Source organism: Metabacillus litoralis, assembly GCF_020524045.1.
GTDB classification, from domain to species: domain Bacteria; phylum Bacillota; class Bacilli; order Bacillales; family Bacillaceae; genus Metabacillus; species Metabacillus litoralis_C.
Genome location: NZ_JAIVKL010000010.1, coordinates 13,939 through 39,932, shown reverse-complemented (window position 1 = coordinate 39,932; position 25,994 = coordinate 13,939). Strand labels below are relative to the sequence as shown.

Here is a 25,994-nt window from a genome sequence, read left to right as displayed (position 1 = left end):
GAAAGATGTTTACAGCCCTATTTGGATCAGTAGAGTCAGGCTTAATTTATGCGATAATGGCTCTTGGAGTATACCTATCATTTCGAATATTAGACTTCCCAGATTTAACAGTTGACGGTAGCTTTGTTACTGGTGCAGCGGTAAGTGCCGTTTTAATTGTTAATGGTGTAAATCCTTTTCTTGCCACTTTAGTCGCATTAATCGTTGGCTTTTTAGCTGGCTGTATCACTGGGGTGCTGCATACAAAAGGAAACATCAATCCACTTCTATCGGGAATTTTGATGATGATTGCCCTGTATTCTATTAATCTTAGAATCATGGGTAAATCAAATGTACCACTATTACAAGAAGAAACAGTTTTCACACAGCTTTTGGAGGGATGGAATAAGCTTGGAATTGACGCAGCCCTCCAACAGCTGTTCATTTCAATTGGACTTGAAGGATTTGTTCCTAAAACATGGTCTGTTGTTATTATCATGATAATTTTAATCTTTGTTATTAAATATATCTTAGATTATTTCTTGAAAACTGAGCTGGGACTTGCAATTAGAGCTGTTGGTGATAATCAAAATATGATTACAAGCTTCTCTGCTAACACTGATATGCTTAAAATTGTAGGCTTAGGATTATCAAATGCTCTTGTTGCTTTCTCAGGTGCATTCATTGCTCAATACAATGGATTTAGTGATGTTGGTATGGGGATCGGAATGATCATCATTGGCTTAGCGTCAGTTATTATTGGAGAAGCAATCGTTGGGACAAAAACGATCGTGAAAGCAACAATTGCTGTTATTATCGGTGCAATATTATATCGTATTATTGTTGCTATGGCACTTAGAGTGAACTTTTTTGAAACTGGTGATATGAAGCTGATTACAGCATGTATCGTCATTGGAGCTCTAGTTATTCCACAAATAATTGATAAACAAAAAGATAAGCGGAAAAAAGGCTTACGCAGAAAGCGAGGTGTAGGCGATGCTACAATTAAATCAAATATATAAAGTGTTTAATGAAGGATCTGTTGATGAAAAAATAGCGTTAAATTCCTTAAATTTGTCTTTAAATGAAGGTGATTTTGTTACTGTCATTGGAAGTAATGGTGCTGGGAAATCGACTTTACTAAATGTCATAGCTGGGCGAATTACTCCTGATGACGGTGATGTGCTTATTAAAGAGAAATCAATGATTGATGTTCAAGAATATAAACGCTCACGCTATATTGGCCGAGTGTTTCAGGATCCAATGGCTGGTACATCTCCAACGTTAACAATTGAAGAAAATTTAGCTATTGCTTATTCACGTGTTCATAAACGAACATTAAAGCCTGGTGTGACCTCTAAACGCCGAACCTTCTTTAAAGAACAGTTAGAGATGTTAGGATTGGGATTAGAAAATCGATTGTCTGCTAAAGTTGGGTTACTATCTGGGGGAGAACGCCAAGCATTGTCTTTGTTAATGGCTACATTTACAAAGCCTGATATTCTTCTGTTGGATGAGCATACAGCAGCACTTGATCCATCTAGAGCAGAGTTGATTACTAATTTGACGAAAAAGCTAGTTGAAAAGGGTAATCTGACGACTTTGATGATTACACATAATATGCAACAAGCTGTTGATTTAGGAAACCGATTGATTATGATGGATAGTGGTAACATTGTTTTCCAAGCTGAAGGAAAACAGAAAGAGGGCTTAACAGTAAGTTCATTACTGGAGGAGTTCTCAAAAATTAAATCAGATAGCTCATTATCTGATAAAGCATTACTAATTTAAAAAGGTACATGTCCCACATTGGTTGAGGGACATGTACCTTTTTTATTTGTGTTTTAGTTATGTTCTAAACTTGTAACTAGTTCGTTGCATTTCGCTGCAGACACTTGCTTTCCACTGCACCCGCAGGAGTCAAGTGTCTTCCGCTCCATTCCACTAAAATGCTATAAAAGTAATTTTAAAACTCCGATCATAGAGAAAGGCTTTCTTGATTATTGATATAACATTAGTATCTAGCACCTATTACCTAATGTGTTTTCAGGTATAATCGGTACTTGTCTAAGAAGAAAGGTAGCTACTAACCTTTATATCATTGCTGTTTCCTTCAAGTTATTAACAGCAACACTAATTTACGAAAACTAAACAGCCTGAATTTTAACTTAAGTGTGAAACATCAGTTGCAGTTCATTTCATTAGCGTACATAACTCATATTTTTAACAAGTTCCATAGCTTCTTCGTCAGCAATGATTGTTGTATTATGGTGCTGATTTAAAATGGACGCTGGAAAGTTTTCTGTCACAACACCGCTTAGTAATTTAACCATTGCATCTTGTTTTGCTTTTCCAGAGACTAAGAGGAGAATTTCTTTGCTGTTCATAATTGTTTGAATTCCCATTGTAATTGCTTGAGATGGAACTTCATTTATTTTATCGAAATATCGCGCATTTGCTTTTTTGGTAGATAAAGCTAGATCAACTACATGGGTTTTTGTTGTAAACGGAGTTCCTGGTTCATTAAAACCAATATGACCATTGCTTCCTATACCTAGAAGCTGTAAATCAATTCCGCCTGCATCAACGATTTTTCTTTCGTATTCAGTGCACTCAGCTTGAATGTTTTCATTTAAACCTGAAGGAATATTAGTTTGAGTTAATGAGATATTAATATGCTTAAATAAATTTTCATACATGTATTGATAATAGCTATTTGGATCTTCTTGCTTAAGACCAATATATTCGTCCAAATTGAAGGTTGTCACATGTTCGTAAGATGTATGATTTTTTTTGTGATCTTCTTTAATGTTTTTATATACACCTTTAGGAGTGCCACCTGTTGCTAAACCAAGATTTAGGTCAGGTTTACTAATAACTTTATCTACGATATATTCAGCAGCTTTGCGACTCATTTCTTGATAATTTTCTACTGTAATGATTTTCACTAATTATCATCTCCTTCATCTATTTCAAATGAGTTATGAGAGGTAAGGCTGCTTATCCATCTATAGTATATTCACTGATTCCTTATTTTGTATAAGCAATTCTCCCTTTACATATTGTCATAAATACGTCCATTTTTTCATCGAGAATAACGAGATCAGCATCTTTACCTATAGATATACTTCCCTTACGATTAAATACATTTAAGTGCTTTGCTGGATTTTCTGAAGTCATTTTAATGGCACTTTTAATGGAGCAACCAGTATATTGTTGAATGTTTTTAAAGGCATCTACCATTTTTAAAACACTTCCAGCTAACGTATCCTCATCTAATAACGCTTTTCCATCTGTTACTGTTACTAATTGTCCACCTAAATCATACTTTCCATTCTCTAGCCATTTCGCTCTCATTGAATCAGTTATTATAATCATTCTTTCGTCTGTGATTTGATTGTAAGCAAGTTTAACCATCTCTGGACGAACATGAATTCCATCAGCGATAACCTCAACCATTAACTCATCTCTAAAAAATGCAGCACCAACAATACCTGGCTCTCGATGATGAAGGCCAGTCATTTGATTAAATAGATGAGTAACATGTGTTAGACCATGTTGTATTGCTTCTCCAACTTGATCATAAGTAGCTTGTGAGTGTGCGATAGACGCAATTATTCCTTGTTGAGATAAATAGTCAATCAACTCAATAGCACCAGGCTGCTCAGTAGCAAGTGTAACAAGCTTGATTTGATTACCCGAGATTTTTTGCCATTCTTTAAAAGTTGATAGACTTGGGGCTAATATATAATGAACAGGCTGTGCACCTGCTTTATCTTTATGAATAAACGGACCTTCTAAATGAATACCTAATACCTCCGCGTAACCTTCAGACTTAGTGTCATTAATATAGTTGCCTGCATTAAATAAAGCTTTATCAATTACGTTTGAATCCTCTGTAATTGTCGTGGCTAGAAAGCTTGTTGTACCTTCTTTTGGAAGTGTTGCAGCCATAATATCAAGACTCTCTTTAGTAGCGTCCATTGTATCAGCACCATTTGCTCCATGAATGTGAATATCGATCATTCCTGGGATAATACTGTAATTATTAGGGATATGAATGACTTCGTAATCAAGCGGATCTAAAAGAACATCAACAACACCTATATCACTAATTTTTTCTCCATCTATCTTAAGAAAACCCTTCTTTATTTCTTTTTCTTCAGAGTAAATTGTCCCATTCTTAATTATTAACTTGTTTGGAATAGGGTTCATGATGTTAATCACCTCAATATCTGTTGTTTATCTTCATTTTTTCGTACATACTTTCATTTTTGTTATCTGTTCGAAGTAATTTGTTAGAAATAACCTCACCTTAAGAATTCCAAACTTTCTTCAAATTTGTAACTCTAAATGACTCGTCAAAAATGTTGACAGAATTATTGGAAGAAATATACGAGATTTTGTATAGAGACTTCACACTTCTGAAGCACGGAGATTGTATTTCAAAAGATGTTGTATATTATAAAATACAATTGTATAATATATTAAACAATAACAAATTATGGGAGATAATATGAATTCAATTCAATCACAAATTGCCGAAAATTTAAAGAATATTCGTAAGCTTAGAGGATATAGTTATGATCAGCTCGCACAGATAACAGGTGTAAGTAAAGGAATGCTATCTCAAATTGAGAAAGGAGAGTCAAGTCCAACTGTTAATACACTATGGAAAATAGCAAATGGATTGCAGGTTTCATTTTCATCATTAGTTGAAGAAAAAGAGCCAACAGTTTCTGTTGTGAGGCTTTCAGAAAAAACGGCGGTAACAGAAAATAATGAACAATTACAAGTATATCCTTATTTTCCGTTCGATTCCTCAAAAAAGTTTGAAATCTATTTTATGGAGATTATGCCCGGGTGTGTTCATACATCAGATCGTCATCATGGTAGTGTGGAGGAGTATGTGCTTGTTTGTGATGGTGAAGCAACTGTGATCATCCAAGAAGTTGATTATGTGTTAAAAAAAGGTGATTCAATGAGGTTTGAGGCAAGTCAAACTCATACATATGCTAATCATACACATCAAATAACAAGCTGTTATTTATTAATCTATTATGCTTAAGTGTGGATTTTTAAGTAATTCATGTGTTAGCCTCACGTAAGTTTTCTAATCAATATTTATGACTAGAAAAAACTCAACTTTTAATGAAACACAGAAAATCATGTAAAAATAATTGGTTTTTGAAAAGGAGAAATAGAGGATGGCAACAATCACATCTTTAGGAAAAAAACAATCTAGCTTCCTACAAGGTACTCATGGCGGTTTGAGTATTGCGATTGGTTATTTACCGGTTGCTTTAACATTTGGTCTTTTAGCAAAATCGACAGGTTTGTCTCTTTCTGAAACAGTCATGATGAGTTTAATCGTTTTTGCTGGTGCTTCACAATACATAGCTTTAAGTTTAATTGCTGTTGGAACAGGTGTAATAGAAATTATATTCACAACATTTATTGTGAATATTCGTCATTTTTTAATGTCGGCTTCTTTAAGTGAAAAAGTAGAACAAGACTCATTATGGAAAAAAGCTTTATATTCATTTGGATTAACCGATGAAACATTTACAGTTGCTTCTACAAAAGAGGGAACTGTTAATGCAAGTTATTTATTTGGTTTAATGCTTATTTCCTATGCAAGCTGGGTTATTAATTCAGGCGTTGGTTATGTTATAGGAGCTAGTCTTCCAACAACTGTTCAAGAAAGTATGGGGATTGCTCTTTACGCCATGTTTATAGGGCTGCTGATTCCATCTTTGAAAAAGCATCGCAAAGTTCTCTACTTAGCAGTTCTTGCTGCAATTCTTAATTCGCTTTGCTATGCCTCTCAAGCAATATCAACTGGATGGGCAATTGTTTTGTCAACAATCGTTTCAGCTGTTGTAGTTGAGCTTGTTTATCACAAGGTTGAAAATAAAGAGGTGAATCATAGTGGATAATATGATTTTAATGATGATTATTGGAATGGGCTTTGTGACATATCTTCCTCGAATGATTCCACTTGTGGCATTAAGTCAATTAAAATTACCGATTTTTGTCCAAAATGTATTAAAGAATGTACCTTATGCTACATTAGGTGCATTAATTGTTCCAGGTATTTTTCTAATAAGTGATGATTTATTCTTTGGAATTATTGGTGCAGTTGCTGCAATCTTAATTGCGTTTACCGGTGCAAATGTGATTATTGTTGTTATGGGGTCAATTGGGACACTTGTTTTGTATAGCATGTTCTTCTAAGATAGTGGCATAAGTTGTTCTCTAGAATGTCCTTTTAAGTTCTAAATGAAATCTGTACTTACTACACTATAATAAGAGCTTGTTCGAGGGGGAATGTCTACTTGAGGAAATGGCTAACAGCATCTATTTTTGCCTATTTTATCTATGGATTACTTGTGTATTGGTATCTGTTTTTCTTTTCGGACACTGGTATTCCAGTTCCTTATCTAGGAACATCAGCTGATCCATCAACCTTTATGTCGGGAAGAGAACAACTTTTATCACAGGAATACTCAACGATAAAGAACTTTCTATACTTGGTTACTGTACCATTTGAATGGTTCTTATTATTTGTCTTTTTAATCACAGGTTTATCAAGAAAAACACAAGAATGGTCAAAAGCTACTTCAAGATTTTCTATCTTACAATCTGCGGTATATTTCTTTTGGTTATCTATATATGTCGCATTACTGTCGTTTCCAGTTAATTTAATCGGGTATAAAATTTCAAGGTCCTATAATATTACAACACAATCCTTTTCAGCTTGGATGAAAGATCAACTATTAGACTTTTGGGTTAATTATTTACTGATGACCCTTATTGTGATTGTCGTATTTTGGTTGATTAGACGGTTTGAGAAAAAATGGTGGCTATATGCATGGTTACTTTCTGTTCCATTTTCAATGTTTATAATGTTTGTCCAACCCGTTTTAATTGATCCTTTATACAATGATTTTACTCCATTAAAAAAGAAAGAGTTAGAGACAAAGATCCTAGAGCTTGCTGATAAATCAGACATTCCGGCTGAGCACGTTTATGAAGTAAATATGTCAGAAAAAACGAATGCACTTAATGCTTATGTAACAGGAATAGGGTCAAATTCAAGAATTGTTTTATGGGATACAACATTAAATAAACTTAATGAAGATGAAATTTTATTCATTATGGCTCATGAAATGGCTCATTATGTGAAAAAGCATATTTATGTTGGAATTGCAGGTTACTTACTATTAAGTTTGTTCGGACTATTGTTTATACATTGGCTCATGAAATTCTGTATCAATCGTTTTGGCTCATTGCTTAAAATTCAATCAATGAAGGAATTAACGGCTTTTCCGCTGTTTTTATTATTGTTAGGAATATTAACCTTTGCTTCAAATCCACTCTCAAATACTGTTGCGCGTTATCAAGAAAAATCAGCTGATATGTATGCAATCGAGATGACAAATAATCATGAAGCAGCAATTAGTTCGTTTCAGGAATTATCAAAAGCTGGTTTAAGTCAGGTAAATCCACCAACATTAATAAAAATTTTCCGTTATACACATCCAACCATGCTTGAACGTATTATCTACCTTGAGGAACATGGAAAAGGAAATGTGAAGAAATAATAAGCATAAGAAGTAGATATTGATTTTTAGTTTCAAAAGTTTATCTTACATTTTCCAATAATGTTTAATCTGTGTTATAACAGATTCTCTAGACCTAGTGTATTTCGCACTAGGTATTTTTTATGGATATATAGGGAGCTAAATACAGTCCCAATTAACCTATTTTGATTTTTTTTACTTTTTTTAAGAAAATTGTTCCATTTTCAATCAATCTGTTATATATTAGTTTTAGTAACAAAAAACTGTATTATAACAATAAAAGTGAGGTGTTCTTTCTGCGATGGCTACACAAATGACAGGATGTAAAGTTGTTGGAGAGATGCAAGAACAATTTCATCAAGTACTAACACCAGAAGCATTACATTTTCTTGAAAAGCTTGAAAGGAAATTTGGTAATCACAGATTAGAGCTGTTGAAGAAAAGAAACGAAAGACAAAAGGAACTTGATCATGGTAAGCTTCCAGGCTTCTTGAAAGAAACTGAACATATTCGGAACGAAGATTGGACAGTTGCTTCAATCCCAGAAGATCTCCAAGATCGCCGAGTTGAAATCACAGGTCCTGTTGATCGGAAAATGGTTATTAATGCTTTGAATTCAGGTGCTAAAGTATTCATGGCAGATTTTGAAGATGCAACATCACCAAGCTTTGAAAATGCAATGAATGGACAAATAAATCTTCGGGATGCTGTTCGTAGATCTATTACTTTTCAAAATGAAAGCGGTAAAGTATATCAGCTGAATGATAATATAGCGACGTTGAAGGTAAGACCAAGAGGGTGGCATCTTGAGGAAAAGCATATCGAACTAGAGGGTAAGCGAATGTCTGCAAGTTTAGTAGATTTCGGATTATTCTTTTATCATAATGCTCATGAGCTTGTTAAAAGAGGAAGCGGTCCATATTTCTACTTACCAAAAATAGAAAATCATCTTGAGGCAAGACTTTGGAATGATGTATTTATTTTTGCTCAGGAAGAGTTAAATATTGCTAGGGGAACAATAAAGGCAACAGTTCTAATTGAAACGATAATGGCTGCATTTGAAATGGATGAAATTCTGTATGAGTTAAAAGAACATTCAGCTGGCTTAAACTGTGGAAGGTGGGATTATATATTTAGCTATTTAAAGAAACTTAGAAGTTGTGAATCTGTTATTCTTCCAGATCGTGCTCAAGTAACAATGACTGTTCACTTTATGAGATCATATTCTCTACTGGCCATCAAAACATGTCATAAACGGAACGCACATGCGATGGGCGGAATGGCTGCACAAATTCCTATAAAAAATAACCCTGAAGAAAATGAGAAAGCATTTAATAAGGTACGTGCTGATAAAGAGAGAGAAGCAACTGATGGTCATGATGGAACTTGGGTAGCACATCCAGCACTCGTACCGGTGGCAAAAGAAGTTTTTGATCAGCATATGAAAACTCCGAACCAAATTCATCTTAAACGAGTGGATGTAGCAGTAACCGCTAAAGACCTACTAGAGGTGCCTGATGGGACGATTACAGAAGAAGGCGTAAGAACGAATATTGATGTAGGAATAAGGTACATTGCTTCTTGGCTTAGTGGAAGAGGTGCTGCTCCAATACACAATTTAATGGAGGATGCTGCAACAGCTGAAATTTCTAGAGCACAAGTATGGCAATGGATTCGTCACCCACGTGGAATTTTAGAGGATGGAAGAAAACTAACTTTCAAACTTTATGACCAATTAAGAGATGAAGAGATTAGTAGCATTAAAGAAACAATTGGTGAAATTGCATTTAAAAAGGGGTATTTTGAAGAAGCAATTTCAGTATTTGATGAACTTGTAAAGCTAGATGATTTTACTGATTTTTTAACAATCCCGAGTTATGAAAAACTATAGTTTGCAATGATAGATTTCATACAGGAAATCTATAAATATAAACCTGATTTTTCTTATGAGAATAGTCAAATATAACACAACAAAATGGGGGAATGGGAAATGAATAATCAAAGAATTGAGTCACTACAAAATAGCTGGAACTTAGATAAACGCTGGGAAGGTATTACTCGTCCTTACAGTGCTGAAGAAGTTATTCGTTTAAGAGGTTCAATTGATATTGAACACACTCTTGCAAGAAGAGGGGCAGAAAAGCTGTGGAATTACCTTCAAACAGAAGATTATATTCATGCTTTAGGCGCACTAACAGGCAATCAAGCTGTTCAACAAGTGAAAGCTGGATTAAAGGCAATCTACTTAAGTGGCTGGCAGGTAGCGGCAGATGCGAATCTTTCAGGAAACATGTATCCTGATCAAAGCTTGTATCCTGCAAACAGTGTACCGAATGTAGTAAAACGTATAAATCAAGCTCTTCAGCGAGCAGATCAAATTCAGCATCTTGAGGATGAGGGTGATATTGATTGGTTTGCTCCAATTGTGGCAGATGCAGAAGCAGGGTTTGGAGGACAATTAAATGTTTTTGAGCTTATGAAATCAATGATCGAATCAGGTGCATCAGGCGTCCATTTTGAGGATCAATTATCTTCAGAGAAAAAATGTGGTCATCTTGGAGGAAAAGTATTATTACCAACCCAAACTGCTGTGAAAAACCTTATTTCTGCTCGCTTAGCTGCAGATGTAATGGGAACGCCTACAATTATCATTGCTCGAACTGATGCAGATGCAGCAGATTTGATCACAAGTGATATTGATCCTGTTGATCACGAATTTATTACAGGGGAACGAACAGTTGAAGGATTTTTCCGCACTCGTTCTGGTATAGATCAAGCAATTAGTAGAGGACTTTCGTATGCACCATACGCTGACTTAATTTGGTGTGAAACATCTGAGCCAAATTTAGAGCAAGCACAAAAATTTGCTGATGCAATTCATGAGAAGTTCCCAGGAAAATTATTAGCGTACAATTGTTCACCATCATTTAATTGGAAAAAGAAACTAGATGATGAGACGATCGCTAATTTCCAAAAAGAAATTGCGAAAATGGGCTACAAATTCCAATTCGTGACACTTGCTGGTTTCCACGCACTTAATCATAGCATGTTTGAGCTTGCACGAGGCTACCGTGATCGTGGGATGGCAGCATATTCTGAGCTACAACAAGCAGAGTTTGGTAGTGAGGTACATGGCTATACAGCTACTAGACACCAGCGGGAGGTTGGAACAGGGTACTTCGATGAAGTTGCTCAAACAATTTCTAGTGGAACATCATCAACAACAGCATTGAGAGGCTCAACTGAAGCAGAGCAATTTACAAAAGCTTAAAGAAGAGGTAGAAGCTCTTATTAAGGTGAAAAGTGGCTGGGACATAAGTATTTAAGCTAATAATAAACCCGAATTATTAGGTGATCGTTCAATTGATCTTTCGCCTGATAGTTCGGGTCTTATTACTTTTTTAAGAATGAGTGGAATAGAGAGCGGAAGACACTCAATTCCTATGGAAGCAGTGCTGACACATAAGCAGGCTTAGCCGAGGGAGGAGGCTGAGCTTCAACCACCGCGAATCTTGTGTTTGTAACGTAATGGAGCGTACATTTATTTAAATATTAGTATGTTTTTCTTTAACTTAGAATACAAAAAAGATCCAGTAACCTCTTTTAAAGATAAAGATCGAAAAGCTAACGACCTTCATACTTCATCCGAGGATGCTGGATCTTTTTAGATAAATCTACTTATCCTAACTTACGCAATACGCTGTATTCTTTTGATAATGTCATAAATACTGTTTTGTTCTTTGTGTCAAGTGCATCATTAATACGTTCTTCTAGCAATGCTTTCTTTCGGATAAACAAAGCTTCATCAACAACCATTTGAATGTACATGTCTAATACAGGATGTTCTGATGGAACGTTTTTCATTGTGTTACGGGACTTCATGATCTCAGTGTAAGACGACTTTTTATTTTTCATGAAAGATCACCCCTGATGCCTTTTTTATATTGTATGGAATAAGAGCTTAAAAATCAACTAAATATTAAAAATTTTTAAAAAATTTAACAGGAATAAATTTCAGTTGTATGAAATAGTAAACGAAGGAAAAGCTATTATTAAGGATGTGAATAATAATGTCAAAAGAAAGAGAGATGGAACTATCTCCAACTGCTTTAAATCCGCTTATAGGATTTGAGATTAATGAGGAGAATGAATTTGTAAATGAGCCAGAAGAACAGCAACAAAATGAAAAGTGACTTCATTACATATTTGTAAAAGAAGTCACTTTTTTGTTGTTTTTTTGTAAATATATAGAAATTTTAGAATTTACATGCTAGATTGTTTATGGGAGTAATTACCTAATAAAAGTGAGAGGTGTAGTTGAGTGAGCAAAAATACAAACCAAGTAGAAGATTATACAATTAATCGTTTTACTATGGCAATTTTACCTGATACCACAAATAAAATGTTCTCGGAAGTACTGGAAGTTGAGGAGAATCTTGTAGTAGAAAAACGTCCATTAGAACTAATAAGTGAAAGCTGCTCTTACTATGGTAGTAGTTATATGGGTAGAAAGGATGGAACAAAAGATGTGATGGGCGTAACACATAAACCACCAATCGTCATTGATCCAACGAATTCTCTCTATTTTTTCCCCACGACATCCTCATCAAGACCACAATGTGCATGGCTTTCACATAGCTATGTAAAAGGATATTCAGAAGCTGAACATGATAATACTAAAGTGACTTTTACAAATAACAAGACAGTCATCCTTAATATGTCAATTGGTTCTTTTGAAAATCAGCTTTTCCGTACAGCTCAGCTACGAACAATTATGTCTTCAAGAATTGAACAAGAGCAAAGAAAGATGAACATGCTATTATTGCCAAAAGGCGAGGGTGAAGTTAATACATTTTATGAACAAATTATTAGGGAGTTAAATCGTTATTCCTAATTATGAAAGAGGTATTTTTTGAAATCTGCTTGCTCAAGGTGTTTGCTTTTCTTAGACGGTCTATATGTATCATCTGACAAAACAATGAGTTGCTTAATTAAGAAGAGTATTATAGAGCTTTTTTGATGGCTCTGTTAAACTTTGTGGTTGATTTTTGTTACAGGCATTCGCTTTCCCGGGAAAAAATGCAGTTCGTTTTTTCCTAGGTCAGGAAGCCTCCTCGGCGCAAGCGCCTGTGGGGTCTCCCTTCGACACGCTTCTCCCGCAGGAGTCTCATGCCTTTCACTCCAATCAACCAAGTGCTAAAAAACAACCTTAAGCTTTAACATAGCCTTTTTGATTAACAAAATGTGCTTATCACTTATGGACTTTAATTAAACTTAATATAGGGGGTGTTAAGTGTGTCACCTCCTATATTTATAAAAGTAAGAGATCATTTTTAGAGAGAGCTTCCAAACGTTTTCACTAATATGATCTTTTTTTGTATTCTTATCAATCCCTAGCTTAATAACAATGCTAAAATGACTTGGAATGCTTTAGTGACTATTGAGAAACTTTATTGTCACTGATCCGTAGTAAATGATTAATAAGATGTATGAAATAATTAGTTCTAAATAGAGATAAGGAGCATTCATTATGTGGTTGAAAAAAAGAAAAGAAACATATAAGAGAAAAAAAGAAATAAGAAAGAACAATTCAGATCGCTATACTTTCATGGACGGTGTGCTAGATATTGCTTTTTACGTTCCAGAACTGATCTTTCTTCCTTTTAGAATACTTTGGTATTTCATAAGATTTATAGGTAAGGTGTTCGATTGGACATAGAAGTTAGTGTCCTTTACACATCATGGTTGTGAAGGAAAAACATATACAATTATTTTGTAGGCTTAAATAGATACATTTCCATTAGCTCTGAAACTTTATTACGAATTCGTGGATTAAAGTAATTGTGTTTTTCTTCGTATCCATTGAAGATAAAGGAATACAATGTAAAAGCTTCATCTCGTTCAACTTGATGTACTTTAATTTTATGTTGATGTAAATTCCGTTTTACATCAGCTAAATCTTTTTGAGCCAATTTCAAGGCTTCTTCTACTAGTGTAAGATACGGACGATGTAATTTAAATGGACTATTCTCTATTGTGGATAAGTCACGATTGAAGATACTAATTGCCATGGGTATATAGATTGATTGTTCAATGATGTCCCTGATATCACTTGGTATTCTGGTCAAAATAAATGCTCCTTTCAAAACAGAACACTTGTTCTAATTGATTATAATTGAACTTTCTGTAGGATGCAAGGAAAAATATTGGGCTGTTAACTTTAAAGTTTTGTTACTAATGTGTAGAATAGATAATAAGTAAAGGTACTAATTTGAGGAGCATAAGATGAATTTGGAGACACTACAGGAACTATTTACAATCGATCAATTAATGGAGCTATTTGAAACATATCGTTCATTTGGTCCTTTTTTTGCTATATTATTGCCATTATTAGAAGCTTTTTTACCTTTTTTACCTCTAGTTGTACTTATTGTTGCGAACGTCAACTCCTTCGGGCTATGGATGGGCTTTTTTCTATCATGGATAGGTGCCTCTGCAGGAGCTATACTTGTCTTTATTATTATGAGAAAGCTCGGACAATTTACGATCTTTAAAAAGCTTCGTGAAAGGAAGGGGATTAAAAAACTACTGACCTGGATTGAACGTAGAGGCTTTAGTCCACTCTTTCTTATATTATGCTTTCCATTTACACCATCTGCAGCAATAAATGTAGTTGCAGGGCTTTCACGCATAAGCTTTTGGCAATTTATCTTAGCTGTGTTAGCTGGTAAGTTTGTGATGATTTTTATGGTTAGCTTTGTTGGTCAGGATATTCAGGCACTTATTACTCAGCCCATTCGATCAATCATAGCAGGAGTTGTTATCTTTTTGTTATGGTATATTGGGAAAAAAGTGGAGCATCGTTTAAATAGAACGATAACAGTTAAAAATAGAGACCATTAAAGTAGGAGGGTCGTATGAAGAAAAAAGGAATTGCTTTTTCAGCAGTCGGTATTTGTTTTTTGGCTATTTTTGTTAAAGCTTATATATTTGTTGAATACAAGGTTGAAGGAGTCTCTATGCAACCTACTTATGAAGAAGGACGGTTACTCTCTATAAATAAGTTAGGAATTTATTTTCAATCGCTTAAACGATTTGATGTTGTTCTTTTTCAGTTAGAAGATACGCAGGAAATTTATGTAAAACGGGTTATTGGATTACCTGGCGACGAAATTTATTATAAAGATGATCAGCTTTTTATTAATGGAAAAAAAGTCAACGAGCCGTTTTTAGATGAAAAGAAAAATAAGGTGAACAACCAAATAGGTAATTTCACCTTAGAAGAAATTACAAATAAAACTAGAATTCCAAAAGGTTATATTTTTGTTATTGGAGATAATCGAATTCAAAGTCGTGATAGCCGTCATTTTGGACTTGTGAAAATTGTTGATGTTATCGGAACTGTAAAAAACAAAGACTAGTGCTAACTCTCAGGATGAAAATATTCCTTATAGAGTTGGCATTTTTTGTTTTTACTCTTTAAATGTGTAAATGTCAAGCTAGCGATGTACAATTTTGATCGTTTATGAATGTTCAAAAATGAATTAACATCTTCTTTTTCTAAGTGATCTTTAATTCTGAAAGAAAACCCAACAATATTCACGACTGTTGCGTTGTGTAGAACACATTCTAATATTACATTTCCTAATTTAGTTTCCAGGAACACCGCATCTCTGTACTTATGTCTTTCATCAATTATATGACGAACTTTTACTCATGCTTTACCCTTGCTTAAGTCCTTCATCAGCACTATGACGGACATTTACTTGGTCTTTACCCTTGCTTAAGTCCTTCATCAGCACTATGACGGACATTTACTCGGTCTTTCCTCTCGCTTAAGTCCTTCATCAGCACTATGACGGACATTTACTTAATCTCTTTCCTCTCGCTTAAGTCCTTCATCAGCACTATGACGGACATTTACTATGTCTTTCCCCTCGCTTAAGTCCTTCATCAGCACTATGACGGACATTTACTATGTCTTTCTCCTCGCTTAAGTCCTTCATCAGCACTATGACGGACATTTACTCGGTCTTTCCTCTTGCTTAAGTCCTTCATCAGCACTATGACGGACATTTACTTGGTCTTTCCTCTCACTTAAGTCCTTCATCACCTCTATGACAGACATTTATTCGGTCTTTCCGCTCGCTTAAATGTCTCAAGCTTATGAAAGACAAAATCGAGCCGAAGCCCCAATCTAAAGGTCTTCAAACAAAATCAAGAAAGTTTTATAAAATGATATAAATCTATATTATAATAAAAACATGGGTACATACCCGATTTATAACTATTTTACGAGTTTACTAACTAAGGGGGATGGGAAATGCGTGAAGTTGTTATCACAGCTGCAGTGAGGACACCTATTGGTTCTTTTGGAGGCGCTTTCAAGGATTTGTTGCCTACACAGCTTGCAGTGCCAGTATTAGATGAGGTTGTGAAAAGAAGTAAGTTGGAAAAAAAGGATGTTGAAGAAGTCATTTTAGGTCATTGTATTCAAAGAACTGATGAACCGAATACAGCACGAACGTCTGCTTTAATAGCAGGTTTTCCTGATAAAACAACTGGTTATACGATCCAAAGACAATGTGCATCAGGAATGCAGGCAATTATATCGGCTGCTATGCAAATTCAAACAGGTCATTCAAACATCGTTATTGCTGGTGGAGTTGAAGCAATGAGTTCAAGTCCTTACATACTTAAGCAACATCGCTGGGGATCTCGTCTTCAGCATGGTCAGGTGACAGATAGTGTTTGGGAGATATTAGAAGATCCGATTCATCATATTATGATGGGAGAAACGGCTGAAAATGTTGCAGAGGAATATCAAATTTCAAGAGAAGAACAAGATGAACTTGCTTTATCAAGTCATACTCGGGCTTTAGCTGCCATTGAAAGTGGAAAGTTTCAGGAAGAAATTATCCCAATTAATGTTAGTACAAGAAAAGGAAATATAACCATCTCTCAAGATGAGGGACCTAAGCAGGTAACAAGTGAAAAATTAGCGTCCTTAGCGTCAATTTTTAGAGAAGGAGGATCAGTCACAGCTGGTAATGCATCGTCTTTAAATGATGGAGCCGCTGCACTTGTTTTAATGTCAAGAGAAGAAGCTGAAGAAAGGGGAATCCCTATTTTAGCAAAAATCTCACACTATTCAGTAGCAGGTGTAGATCCGAAGGTAATGGGGATAGGACCAGTTCCTGCAGTGAAAAAGGGGTTAGCTGCATTAGGTTGGTCTATTGATGATATAGATGTTGTAGAAATTAACGAAGCGTTTGCTGCTCAATATTTAGCCGTTGAAAAGCAACTTGAGTTGAACAGAGATAAGGTGAATGTAAATGGAAGTGGAATAAGCTTAGGACATCCAATAGGCTGCACAGGTTCAAGAATTGTTGTTAGTCTTTTACATGAAATGAAGCAACAAAATGCTAAAAAAGGATTGGCAACCTTATGTGTTGGCGGTGGTATTGGGGTCGCTCTATTTTTAGAAAGAGAATAAACTGTTGTGATTAGAGGCTGGATGTACTAGCCTCTTTTGTTATTTTATTTCGGAGGAAAAAATGAACCTCATTATTTTCCGCAGATAGCGACTGTCTGTAACAAAAAGCCAACAATGTTTTAACAGCGTCTAAGAAAAAAGAATGAAATAAATCCGATGCAAAATATTGAGATGAATAGAAAAAGGGTGTGTTGAAAGTCTAAAAAGCTTGAAACCATTGGACCGACACTAGCACCAGTTAGCAATGTGAAAGAATAAAGGGAAATGGCTGTTGCTCGTTTGTCAGCCGCTGATTCACCAATAAACGTAATTAAACTAGGAATTAAAACGGCAATAGATGATACAAAAATAATTGATAAACATGTGATGAGAAATAGTTGTTTTGTTAGGAGCATAAAAGCGAAAGCACCAATCATAAAGGATAAACAAACTAAGATGATTTTTAATGGAGGATGTTTTTTTAACCATTTTCCACTAAAAAGTGAGAGTGGTGTTCCAAGTAAGCCAATACAGCGAGTATAGAAAAGGACTTTTTCTTGACCAATAAAGTATTGCGCAAGTTCTTCGTAAAAGGAAACGAATGACATTAATGTGAAAAAAGTAAGAAATAAGCCAACTATTATTGATGGCTGCACTAGCTTACTAGTAGAATTTACTTTTTCAGAAACTAAATTTTTAGATGAAGTTTTAGGAAGAATATAAAAAGTGAAAAATGAAAGAATAAGATACATCAATCCTAAAAAATAAAAAACAGCTCTCCAATTAAATATCAATAGAAATGAAGAACTAAGTAGCTGTCCAATAATACCTGCCATTAAAAATCCTGTATTAATGATCGCGATAATAAAGGTGCGTATTTTTGGCGTAAAGCTGTCAAAGCAATATGCATAAGCGACAGGTGCAAAGCTACCTAAAGCAAGACCTTGTAGAGCACGGAAAATATAAAAGCTTGATTGTGAGAAAGATAAGCCAAGAGAAAATGTTAGAAGGGCAGAGATGATCATTCCGAGAAAGAGAACATGTTTTTTGCTGAATTTCTCAGAGATTGGTCCAAAGCTTAAAAGTCCTATGGCATAACAAAAAATAAAGATTGTACTAGAAAATACGGCTTCGTCATATGAAATCGATAATCCATCAGCGACAGCGGAGTAGATCGGAATTAATAAATATATATTACTTGCAACACATACGGCAGTAATCCACATAAAAACAGCAATATTACGCTCCTTCACTTTTCTCACCCCTCATCTATTTTTATGATTTCTTCAAGTAATCTGTGTATAAAGCTCAGATCAATTTAGACAAATGTTGGTAGTGATGAAAAATGGAATTTGCTTGAAAAGTAAAGTAAAATAGAGAGAGAGTAAATTCATTCGGAATAGATAATTTTTATAAATATTATTATATGATTTTATTACCACGCTAATTGTAGAGTGGTATTTATTTTTCCCTTGGTAAATTGGAGTACTGACAGTTGCTAGCTGGCTTTTTTATAACTGTCAAAAATGAACTTTAACAAATACCTAAATTTAAATAGATAAAACTTGAGTAACTTTTAACAGATTAATAACTCTTAACGATAGTGAGGGATAACATGAGCATTCAATTTATTCTAGGTCGCTCAGGTAGCGGGAAAACTGAGACGATATTAAATGAAATTAGAGATAAGCTAAAAGAAGAGCCTATTGGCAAGCCTATTATTTATCTTGTTCCAGATCAAATGACATTTGGTGCTGAGTATGAATTGATTCGCACTCCAAATTTAGGGGGAATGATTCGAGCTCAAACGTTTAGCTTTAGTCGTTTAGCATGGCGTGTTTTACAGGAAACAGGTGGCATGACTCGTCATCATCTTTCAAGTACTGGAATTCAAATGATGCTAAGAAAGTTAGTTGAACAATATAAACAAGAATTCAAGGTTTTTGCTAAAGCTAGCGATAAAAATGGCTTTATTGAACAGCTGGAAGTTATGCTTACTGAGTTTAAACGTTATTGTTTGTCTCCACAAGAACTAGAGAATTATTTAGAAAATGCCCATACAGAACAAGATAAAAAAACATTAACAGATAAACTACATGATATGGCGATCCTTTATAAGCAACTTGAAATTCACTTAAGTCATAAATATGTAGATTCAGAGGATTACTTAAAATTGTTAGCGGAAAAGGTCGAGGAATCAAGCTTTCTTAAATCAGCAGATATTTATATTGATGGTTTTCATAGTTTTACACCACAGGAATATGAAGTGGTTGCGTCTTTAATCAAGCATGCAAAAAATGTAAAAATAGCTCTTACTGCTGATAAGGCATATGAAGAACATCTTCCTCATGAACTACATCTTTATCAAATGACAGGAAGAACGTATTATAAAATCCTCCAGCTTGCCGGTGAGGTGGGCAAAGAAGTGGAGCAGCCACTCTTGCTTAATGAACAGCACCGTTTTACGAGAAATCCTTCATTAAGTCACTTGGAAGCTAATTATGATGCACGACCAACTAGTGTGTATGAGAAAAATACAAATATAACATTATTTCAAGCATCAAACCGTCGCTCAGAAATAGAAGGAATTGCAAGAGAAATTCAGGAACTTATTAGGAGTTCACAATATCGTTATCGTGATATGGCACTGCTTATTAGAAATGCTAATGAATACCGAGATGTGATTCAGCAAGTATTTAGAGATTATGATATTCCTTTTTTCATCGATCAAAAACGCTCAATGTTAAATCATCCATTAGTGGAATTAATTCGTTCAACATTAGAGATGATTAATGGGTACTGGAGATATGAAGCTGTATTTAGAGGCATAAAAACAGAGATGCTCTTTCCACTTGATGTGGATAAACATGAAATAAGAGAAGATATGGATTTACTAGAAAACTATGTTCTTTCTTATGGTATTCAAGGCTCAAGATGGACAAGAGATGAGCGATGGAGATATCGTCGATTTTATTCTCTTGATGATGAATTTGTTGTGACTGATGAAGAAAAGCAGATGGAGAACAAGTTGAATGATCTTCGTGATCTTGTAACAAAACCTGTTTTAAATTTGCAGAAGAGGTTTAAGCAAAGTAAAACCGGAAGATCTCTTGCTGAAGCATTATATCTGTATTTAGAAGAGCTACAAATTCCAGAGAAAATAGAAAAGCTTCGAATTGAAGCTGAAGATAGAGGACAACTTTTAGAAGCAAGAGAGCATGATCAAGTTTGGCAGGCTGTTATCAATTTATTAGATGAGTTTGTAGAGATGTTAGCAGATGAGGAAATTTCATTAAAACTGTTTTCAGATATGCTAGAAACGGGACTGGAATCAATGAAATTTTCACTAGTACCTCCAGCAATTGATCAGGTGCTAATTGCAGACTTTGAAAAGTCGAGATTTTTTAATGTGAAGTGTTCATTTATCGTAGGAGTAAATGACGGTGTTATTCCAGCACGACCGAAAGAAGAAGGAATACTAACTGAAGATGAAAGAGAAGCGCTGCATTATCAAGGGATTGATTTAGCACCAACAGCAAGACAGCAGCTTTTAGATGAAAACTTCATTATTTATATGTCGTTATCAAGTCCATCAGATAAGCTTTATTTATCATACCCAATGGCTGATGAAGAAGGGAAAGCATTGCTTCCTTCAGTCATCTTGAAACGGATAGAAGAAATGTTTCCACTTATTAATAAGCAGCGCTTGATTAATGAACCAGAACAGTTATCAATAGAAGAACAACTTAGTTTTATGGTGAATCAGAATGTTACGTTGGCATATGTTACTTCACAACTTCAAGCATGGAAAAGAGGCTACCCAATTCAGCCAATTTGGTGGGATGCGTATAATCATTTCGTATTATCTGAAACAAAAAATATCACTCAAAGGGTTTTAAGTAGTTTATCTTATGAGAATAAACCGAAAAAGCTTGATACCGCAGTCAGTCGCGAGCTTTACAGTGATCATATCCAAGGAAGTGTATCACGTATGGAACAGTTTAATAGCTGTCCGTTTTCTCATTTTGCTTCACATGGACTAAAACTAAAGGAACGACAATTCTTTAAGCTAGAGGCGCCAGATATCGGCCAGATGTTTCATTCGGCTCTTAAGTTAATTTCAGATCGATTACAACAATTGAACATCGATTGGCAGCAGCTAACAAAAGATCAATGTGATCGACTTTCGAACGATGCAGTAGAAAAATTAGCACCACGTTTGCAGAAAGAAATCTTACTCAGCTCGAATCGCTATCATTATATAAAAAGAAAGCTACAGAAAATTCTTTCACGTGCTTCTTCCATTTTAAGTGAACATGCGAAAGCAAGTGGATTTGCACCAATTGGTTTAGAACTTGGTTTTGGTAAAGGTGGCGAGCTTCCACCAATACGTTTTACATTGCCTAATGGCTGCACGATGGAAGTTGCAGGTCGAATTGATCGTGTCGATAAAGCAACTGGGAAAAATGGTGTGTTGTTAAGAATTGTTGACTACAAATCTAGTGAAAAAAATGTGCAACTATCAGAAGTATATTATGGTTTAGCTTTACAAATGCTCACATATCTAGATGTAATTATCTCAAATTCGACGAAGTGGTTAGGTGTACAAGCAACCCCAGCTGGTGTTTTGTATTTCCATGTGCATGACCCAATGATTCAAGCATCAACTATGTTATCAGAGGATAAATTAGATGATGAGATTTTTAAGAAATTTAAAATGAAGGGATTATTGCTTGGAGATGAAGAAGCCGTTCGTTTAATGGACAATTCTTTAACAGAAGGTAGTTCATCAAATATTATTGCAGCAGGATTGAAAAAAGAAGGTGGCTTCCGTTCTACATCTTCCATTGCAAGTGAGGAAGAGTTTAAGCTGTTACGAAACCATGTACGCACGACCTTTAAAAATATCGGGACAAATATAACAGACGGTGTGATAGATATTAGTCCTTATAAACTTAAAGATAAAAAGCCTTGCACATATTGTGAATATAAATCAGTTTGTCAATTTGATGATTCGTTAGAAGAAAATAATTATCGTGTGTTAAAAAGCGAAAAAAATGATGCTGTATTAAAAAGAATGAGAGAGGAGGGAATAGGTAATGAGTGAAATGATCGCTAAGCCAGAAAATAGTCAATGGACTGATGATCAATGGAAAGCTATTGTTGCAAGTGGACAAGATATTTTAGTAGCGGCTGCTGCAGGTTCTGGGAAAACTGCTGTGCTTGTTGAGCGAATCATTCGGAAAATCCTTTCTCGAGAAAACCCAGTTGATGTTGATTCATTACTTGTTGTGACATTTACGAATGCATCTGCTGCTGAAATGAGAAATCGAGTGGGTGAGGCACTTGAAAAAGCATTAAAGAATAACCCTTCTTCCCTTCATTTGCGTAGACAGCTTACATTACTAAACAAAGCATCAATTTCAACACTACATTCTTTTTGTCTACAGGTTGTAAGAAAATATTATTATTTAATTAATATTGACCCGAGCTTTAGAATAGCTGATCAAACAGAAGGTCAGTTATTGATTGATGAAGTATTAGACGACCTATTTGAAGAGGAGTACAGCCTGGAAAATAATGATGAGTTTTTTGACTTAGTTGATCGTTATACATCTGATCGCAGTGATTTGGAGTTGCAAACATTGATTAGGGAACTTTACTTTTTCTCTAGATCTCATCCAACTCCCACAGCGTGGCTTGATGAGTTAGCAACGATTTACCAAAATAATGAAGGAAAAGATATAGAATCACTGCCTTTTGTCTCTTACCTTCTTCAAGATATCGAAATGCAGCTAATGGGTGCTAGAGATCAGCTTTTACAGGCAATGGAATTAACAAAGCTTCCTGCGGGTCCTGCTCCTAGAGCTGAAAATTTGGATGACGATTTAAAACAAATGTCAGAAATTATAGCAAGTAAGCATTCATGGGATCTCTTGGGAAAGCAACTTAAACAATTTAAACTAACTAGAGCGAAGGTTGTTAAAGGCGACCAGTATGATAAAGCTTTAACTGATCAAGTTACAGCTTTACGTAATTCAGCTAAGAAACAAGTGGAGCAGCTTAGAGATGAGTTATTTTCTCGTTCATTGGATCATTATTTGGAGGATTTTACCCATCTAAATCCAGTCGTTTCAAAGCTTGTTTCTTTAGTGAAACAATTTGCTGAAAGATATGAAGGAATGAAAAAGGAAAAGGGAATTGTTGATTTTGCGGATTTAGAGCATTATTGTTTACAAATTCTTACTACAGAAAATCAAGAACCAAGTGAAGCAGCTTTCTATTATAAGCAACAGTTCGTAGAAGTACTTGTTGATGAATACCAGGATACGAACCTTGTTCAGGAATCGATCTTAAAACTTGTTACAAAGGATAATGAAGCAACGGGTAATTTGTTTATGGTTGGTGATGTAAAGCAATCCATTTATCGATTCCGACTAGCAGAGCCATTTCTGTTTCTTAGTAAATACAAACGATTTAACCAAACAGCAGATCAAACTGGCATGAGAATTGATTTATCGAAAAACTTCCGAAGTCGCTCTGAAGTCTTAGACGGAACAAATTATTTGTTCAAGCAAATTATGGGTGAGAAGGTTGGCGAAATTGAGTATGATCATGATGCAGAATTAAAGCTAGGAGCTTCTTATCCGAACAGTGAACTAATGAAAACAGAGCTTTTATTAGTTGAACGAGGTGGAAAAGACCAAGACTCTGAACATATTGAGGAAGAACGTGAAGGTGTTTTTGATGAACAGGAGTTAGAAACTGTTCAATTAGAAGCTAGATTAATGGCGAAAAAGATAAAAACATTAATCGATCAGCAGTTTCAAATTTATGACAGAGGTATTGATGATACCAGGCCAATTACGTATCGAGATGTGGTTATTCTTCTACGCTCTATGCCATGGGCTCCACAAATTATGGAGGAATTTAAGCAGGCAGGAATACCTGTTTATGCCAACTTATCAAATGGATATTTTGAAGCAACTGAGGTAGCGATTATGATGTCGTTGTTGAAGATTATTGATAATCCGTTTCAAGATATACCATTAGCGGCTGTGCTTCGATCACCGATCGTTGGATTAAATGAAAATGAACTTTCTATCATTCGTACGTTCGATCGCAAAGGAACATTCTACGATGCAGCGAAAGCGTTTATGATGTCTTCTAATGATCATCATCAGGAGTTATATAATAAACTACAGCCATTTGTGGTCCTTTTACAACAATGGCGTGATCTTGCAAGACAAGGATCTGTTTCAGATTTAATTTGGCAGCTTTATCGTGATACAAAGTTTTTTGACTTTGTTGGAGGTATGCCAGGTGGAAAGCAAAGGCAAGCAAATCTAAGAGCATTATATGACAGAGCACGTCAATATGAAGCAACATCTTTTAGAGGATTATTCCGTTTTCTCCGTTTTATTGAACGAATGCAGGATCGTGGAGACGATTTAGGTGCAGCACGTGCATTAGGAGAGCAAGAGGATGTTGTCAGATTGATGACAATTCATAGTAGTAAAGGATTAGAATTTCCAGTTGTTTTTGTCGCAGGACTGTCTAAACAGTTCAATATGATGGATCTTAATAAAAAATACTTACTTGATAAAGAATTAGGATTTGGTACAAAGCTTATCAATCCTAACTTACGAGTAAGCTATCCAACATTAGCTTATATTGCTTTAAAGAAAAAAATGAGAATGGAGCTTCTTGCTGAAGAAATGCGTGTGTTATATGTAGCTCTAACACGAGCAAAAGAAAAGTTATATCTCATTGGAACATTAAAGGATGCGGAAAAAACGATAACAGACTGGAAAAATCATCTTTCACATACTGACTGGCTTTTACCAGACTTTGAACGAGCTAAGGCGAAAAGCTATATAGATTGGGTTGGACCAGCTTTAATACGACATCATGATTGTGCGGTTTTAACAGAAGGCCAAATCTCTCAACAAGAAGATATTGCCCAGCATCTATCAAGGTGGATCATCGAAAAAGTAAACGGTGAAGAACTTGTTGAACCATTTAAAGAAGAACAGGAAGTAAATTCTGATCTTTTGTCATCTATTAACGCTGGTGAAGCTGTTTCAATTGAAAGTGAACAAAAAAATTCCGTTATAGAGCATCTATCATGGTTGTATCCATTTAAAGATGAAACAAAGAAACGTTCAAAACAATCAGTGACAGAGCTTAAACGTCAACGTGAGATTCAGGATGAATACAGTGATCAACAGCTAATTAAGCAACAATTATCACAATCGTTTTTATACAACCGTCCAAGCTTTATGCAAAGTAAGTCTGTTACTGCTGCTGAGCGAGGAACAGCGATGCATACGGTAATGCAGCATATAGATTTAGAAAATTCTATAACAGAAGCTAGTGTAAAAAGCTTAATAGACGAGCTTGTTAAAAAAGAAATTTTATCATCAGAACTAGCAGACGTTATAAACATGGAGCAAATTATTAATTTTTTCTCTACACCTCTTGGAGAAAGATTGTTAAAAGCTAAAAATGTGTATCGTGAAGTACCTTTTAGTTATGCATATGATGAACAAAGTAATGGTAAAGTCAATGGAGAGCCAATATTAGTACAAGGTGTTATTGATCTCTTATTTGAAGATGACTTAGGTATTGTGTTACTAGATTATAAAACGGATACGATTAAAGGGAAGTTTGCTAACTATGCAGAAGCAGAAATGACGTTGAAAAATCGCTATAGAGTTCAAATTGATTTATATAGTAAAGCAATAGAAGATATTATTCAAAAACCACTACATGAGAAATATCTATTTTTCTTTGATGGTGGTCATTTGATGCAAATGTAGGTAGCAAGATTCAAGGGAAGTGAGCAAGACATAGACACTATGTTTGTGAGCTTCCCTTATTTGATTAATAAATGTTAGTTTTCGAAAGCAATAAAATCATTGAGTGAAAAACAACTAATAATAAAGCAAAAA

Annotated in this window: 21 protein-coding genes; 16 read left to right on the top strand and 5 right to left on the bottom strand. The window is 35.0% G+C overall.

Features of this window, described 5'->3' with window-relative positions; genetic code table 11:
- Positions 1 to 5 precede the first annotated feature (5 nt).
- Positions 6 to 1,001: an ABC transporter permease gene (locus LC076_RS15620; RefSeq protein WP_226670036.1), complete on the top strand. Its 996-nt coding sequence runs from the start codon at positions 6 to 8 to the stop codon at positions 999 to 1,001.
- A complete protein-coding gene (locus LC076_RS15615; protein WP_226670035.1) occupies positions 976 to 1,770 on the top strand; it encodes an ABC transporter ATP-binding protein in 795 nt (264 codons plus the stop codon). Before LC076_RS15620 ends, LC076_RS15615 begins: the two co-directional genes overlap by 26 nt.
- A gap of 410 nt (positions 1,771 to 2,180) precedes the next feature.
- On the opposite strand, the gene nagB is transcribed toward LC076_RS15615, so the two are convergent.
- Entirely contained in the window at positions 2,181 to 2,927 is a 747-nt protein-coding gene (gene nagB / locus LC076_RS15610) for a glucosamine-6-phosphate deaminase (RefSeq protein ID WP_226670034.1), read from the bottom strand.
- 82 nt (positions 2,928 to 3,009) lie between these two features.
- Positions 3,010 to 4,194, bottom strand: a complete 1,185-nt coding sequence (gene nagA / locus LC076_RS15605) for an N-acetylglucosamine-6-phosphate deacetylase (protein ID WP_226670033.1) — start codon at positions 4,192 to 4,194, stop codon at positions 3,010 to 3,012.
- Between the two features lie 301 nt (positions 4,195 to 4,495).
- On the opposite strand from nagA, the gene LC076_RS15600 reads away from it, so the two are divergent.
- From LC076_RS15600 to aceA, 6 genes are all read left to right on the top strand, one after another.
- On the top strand, positions 4,496 to 5,047 hold the full coding sequence (locus LC076_RS15600) for a helix-turn-helix domain-containing protein (RefSeq protein WP_226670032.1): 552 nt from the start codon (positions 4,496 to 4,498) through the stop codon (positions 5,045 to 5,047).
- A 139-nt stretch (positions 5,048 to 5,186) separates the two neighbouring features.
- Positions 5,187 to 5,918, top strand: a complete 732-nt coding sequence (locus LC076_RS15595; RefSeq protein WP_226670031.1) for an AzlC family ABC transporter permease — start codon at positions 5,187 to 5,189, stop codon at positions 5,916 to 5,918.
- The gene (locus LC076_RS15590; protein WP_226670030.1) at positions 5,911 to 6,216 is read left to right on the top strand and encodes an AzlD domain-containing protein; all 306 of its coding nucleotides are present in this window, start codon (positions 5,911 to 5,913) and stop codon (positions 6,214 to 6,216) included. The genes LC076_RS15595 and LC076_RS15590 overlap by 8 nt, the downstream gene beginning before the upstream one ends.
- A 101-nt stretch (positions 6,217 to 6,317) precedes the next feature.
- On the top strand, positions 6,318 to 7,586 hold the full coding sequence (locus LC076_RS15585) for a M48 family metallopeptidase (protein WP_226670029.1): 1,269 nt from the start codon (positions 6,318 to 6,320) through the stop codon (positions 7,584 to 7,586).
- 280 nt (positions 7,587 to 7,866) lie between these two features.
- Positions 7,867 to 9,456: a malate synthase A gene (aceB, locus tag LC076_RS15580; protein ID WP_264191577.1), complete on the top strand. Its 1,590-nt coding sequence runs from the start codon at positions 7,867 to 7,869 to the stop codon at positions 9,454 to 9,456.
- Between the two features lie 99 nt (positions 9,457 to 9,555).
- Positions 9,556 to 10,836 carry an isocitrate lyase gene (aceA, locus tag LC076_RS15575; protein ID WP_226670028.1) on the top strand — a complete coding sequence of 427 codons (1,281 nt, stop codon included), beginning with the start codon at positions 9,556 to 9,558 and terminating at the stop codon, positions 10,834 to 10,836.
- A gap of 407 nt (positions 10,837 to 11,243) precedes the next feature.
- On the opposite strand, the gene LC076_RS15570 is transcribed toward aceA, so the two are convergent.
- Positions 11,244 to 11,480, bottom strand: a complete 237-nt coding sequence (locus LC076_RS15570) for an IDEAL domain-containing protein (protein ID WP_146949467.1) — start codon at positions 11,478 to 11,480, stop codon at positions 11,244 to 11,246.
- Positions 11,481 to 11,635: 155 nt separating this feature from the next.
- Between LC076_RS15570 and LC076_RS24200 the strand changes: the two genes are divergently transcribed.
- The 3 genes from LC076_RS24200 to LC076_RS15560 all read left to right on the top strand — a co-directional run bounded on the left by LC076_RS24200 (position 11,636) and on the right by LC076_RS15560 (position 13,284).
- On the top strand, positions 11,636 to 11,758 hold the full coding sequence (locus LC076_RS24200) for a hypothetical protein (RefSeq protein WP_264191576.1): 123 nt from the start codon (positions 11,636 to 11,638) through the stop codon (positions 11,756 to 11,758).
- Positions 11,759 to 11,886: 128 nt separating this feature from the next.
- Positions 11,887 to 12,459 carry a competence protein ComK gene (locus LC076_RS15565; protein WP_226670027.1) on the top strand — a complete coding sequence of 191 codons (573 nt, stop codon included), beginning with the start codon at positions 11,887 to 11,889 and terminating at the stop codon, positions 12,457 to 12,459.
- Positions 12,460 to 13,095: 636 nt separating this feature from the next.
- A complete protein-coding gene (locus tag LC076_RS15560) occupies positions 13,096 to 13,284 on the top strand; it encodes a hypothetical protein (protein WP_226670026.1) in 189 nt (62 codons plus the stop codon).
- A 49-nt stretch (positions 13,285 to 13,333) separates the two neighbouring features.
- Here the strand turns inward: LC076_RS15560 and LC076_RS15555 are convergent, their stop codons facing one another.
- Positions 13,334 to 13,693 carry a hypothetical protein gene (locus LC076_RS15555; protein ID WP_226670025.1) on the bottom strand — a complete coding sequence of 120 codons (360 nt, stop codon included), beginning with the start codon at positions 13,691 to 13,693 and terminating at the stop codon, positions 13,334 to 13,336.
- Between the two features lie 163 nt (positions 13,694 to 13,856).
- Here LC076_RS15555 and LC076_RS15550 point away from each other — a divergent pair, with 163 nt between their 5' ends.
- The 3 genes from LC076_RS15550 (at position 13,857) to LC076_RS15535 (ending at position 17,061) form a co-directional block, all read left to right on the top strand.
- Complete coding sequence (locus LC076_RS15550; protein ID WP_413466000.1) at positions 13,857 to 14,468, top strand: TVP38/TMEM64 family protein; 612 nt, start codon at positions 13,857 to 13,859, stop codon at positions 14,466 to 14,468.
- Between the two features lie 14 nt (positions 14,469 to 14,482).
- Positions 14,483 to 14,986, top strand: a complete 504-nt coding sequence (lepB, locus tag LC076_RS15545; protein ID WP_226670023.1) for a signal peptidase I — start codon at positions 14,483 to 14,485, stop codon at positions 14,984 to 14,986.
- A 902-nt stretch (positions 14,987 to 15,888) separates the two neighbouring features.
- Entirely contained in the window at positions 15,889 to 17,061 is a 1,173-nt protein-coding gene (locus LC076_RS15535; RefSeq protein WP_226670022.1) for a thiolase family protein, read from the top strand.
- A gap of 119 nt (positions 17,062 to 17,180) precedes the next feature.
- On the opposite strand, the gene LC076_RS15530 is transcribed toward LC076_RS15535, so the two are convergent.
- Complete coding sequence (locus tag LC076_RS15530; protein ID WP_226670021.1) at positions 17,181 to 18,293, bottom strand: MFS transporter; 1,113 nt, start codon at positions 18,291 to 18,293, stop codon at positions 17,181 to 17,183.
- A gap of 362 nt (positions 18,294 to 18,655) precedes the next feature.
- On the opposite strand from LC076_RS15530, the gene addB reads away from it, so the two are divergent.
- Together addB and addA are read left to right on the top strand one after the other, a co-directional pair.
- Complete coding sequence (addB, locus tag LC076_RS15525) at positions 18,656 to 22,147, top strand: helicase-exonuclease AddAB subunit AddB (RefSeq protein ID WP_226670020.1); 3,492 nt, start codon at positions 18,656 to 18,658, stop codon at positions 22,145 to 22,147.
- On the top strand, positions 22,140 to 25,862 hold the full coding sequence (gene addA / locus LC076_RS15520) for a helicase-exonuclease AddAB subunit AddA (RefSeq protein ID WP_226670019.1): 3,723 nt from the start codon (positions 22,140 to 22,142) through the stop codon (positions 25,860 to 25,862). Before addB ends, addA begins: the two co-directional genes overlap by 8 nt.
- The last annotated feature ends 132 nt before the right edge of the window (positions 25,863 to 25,994 follow it).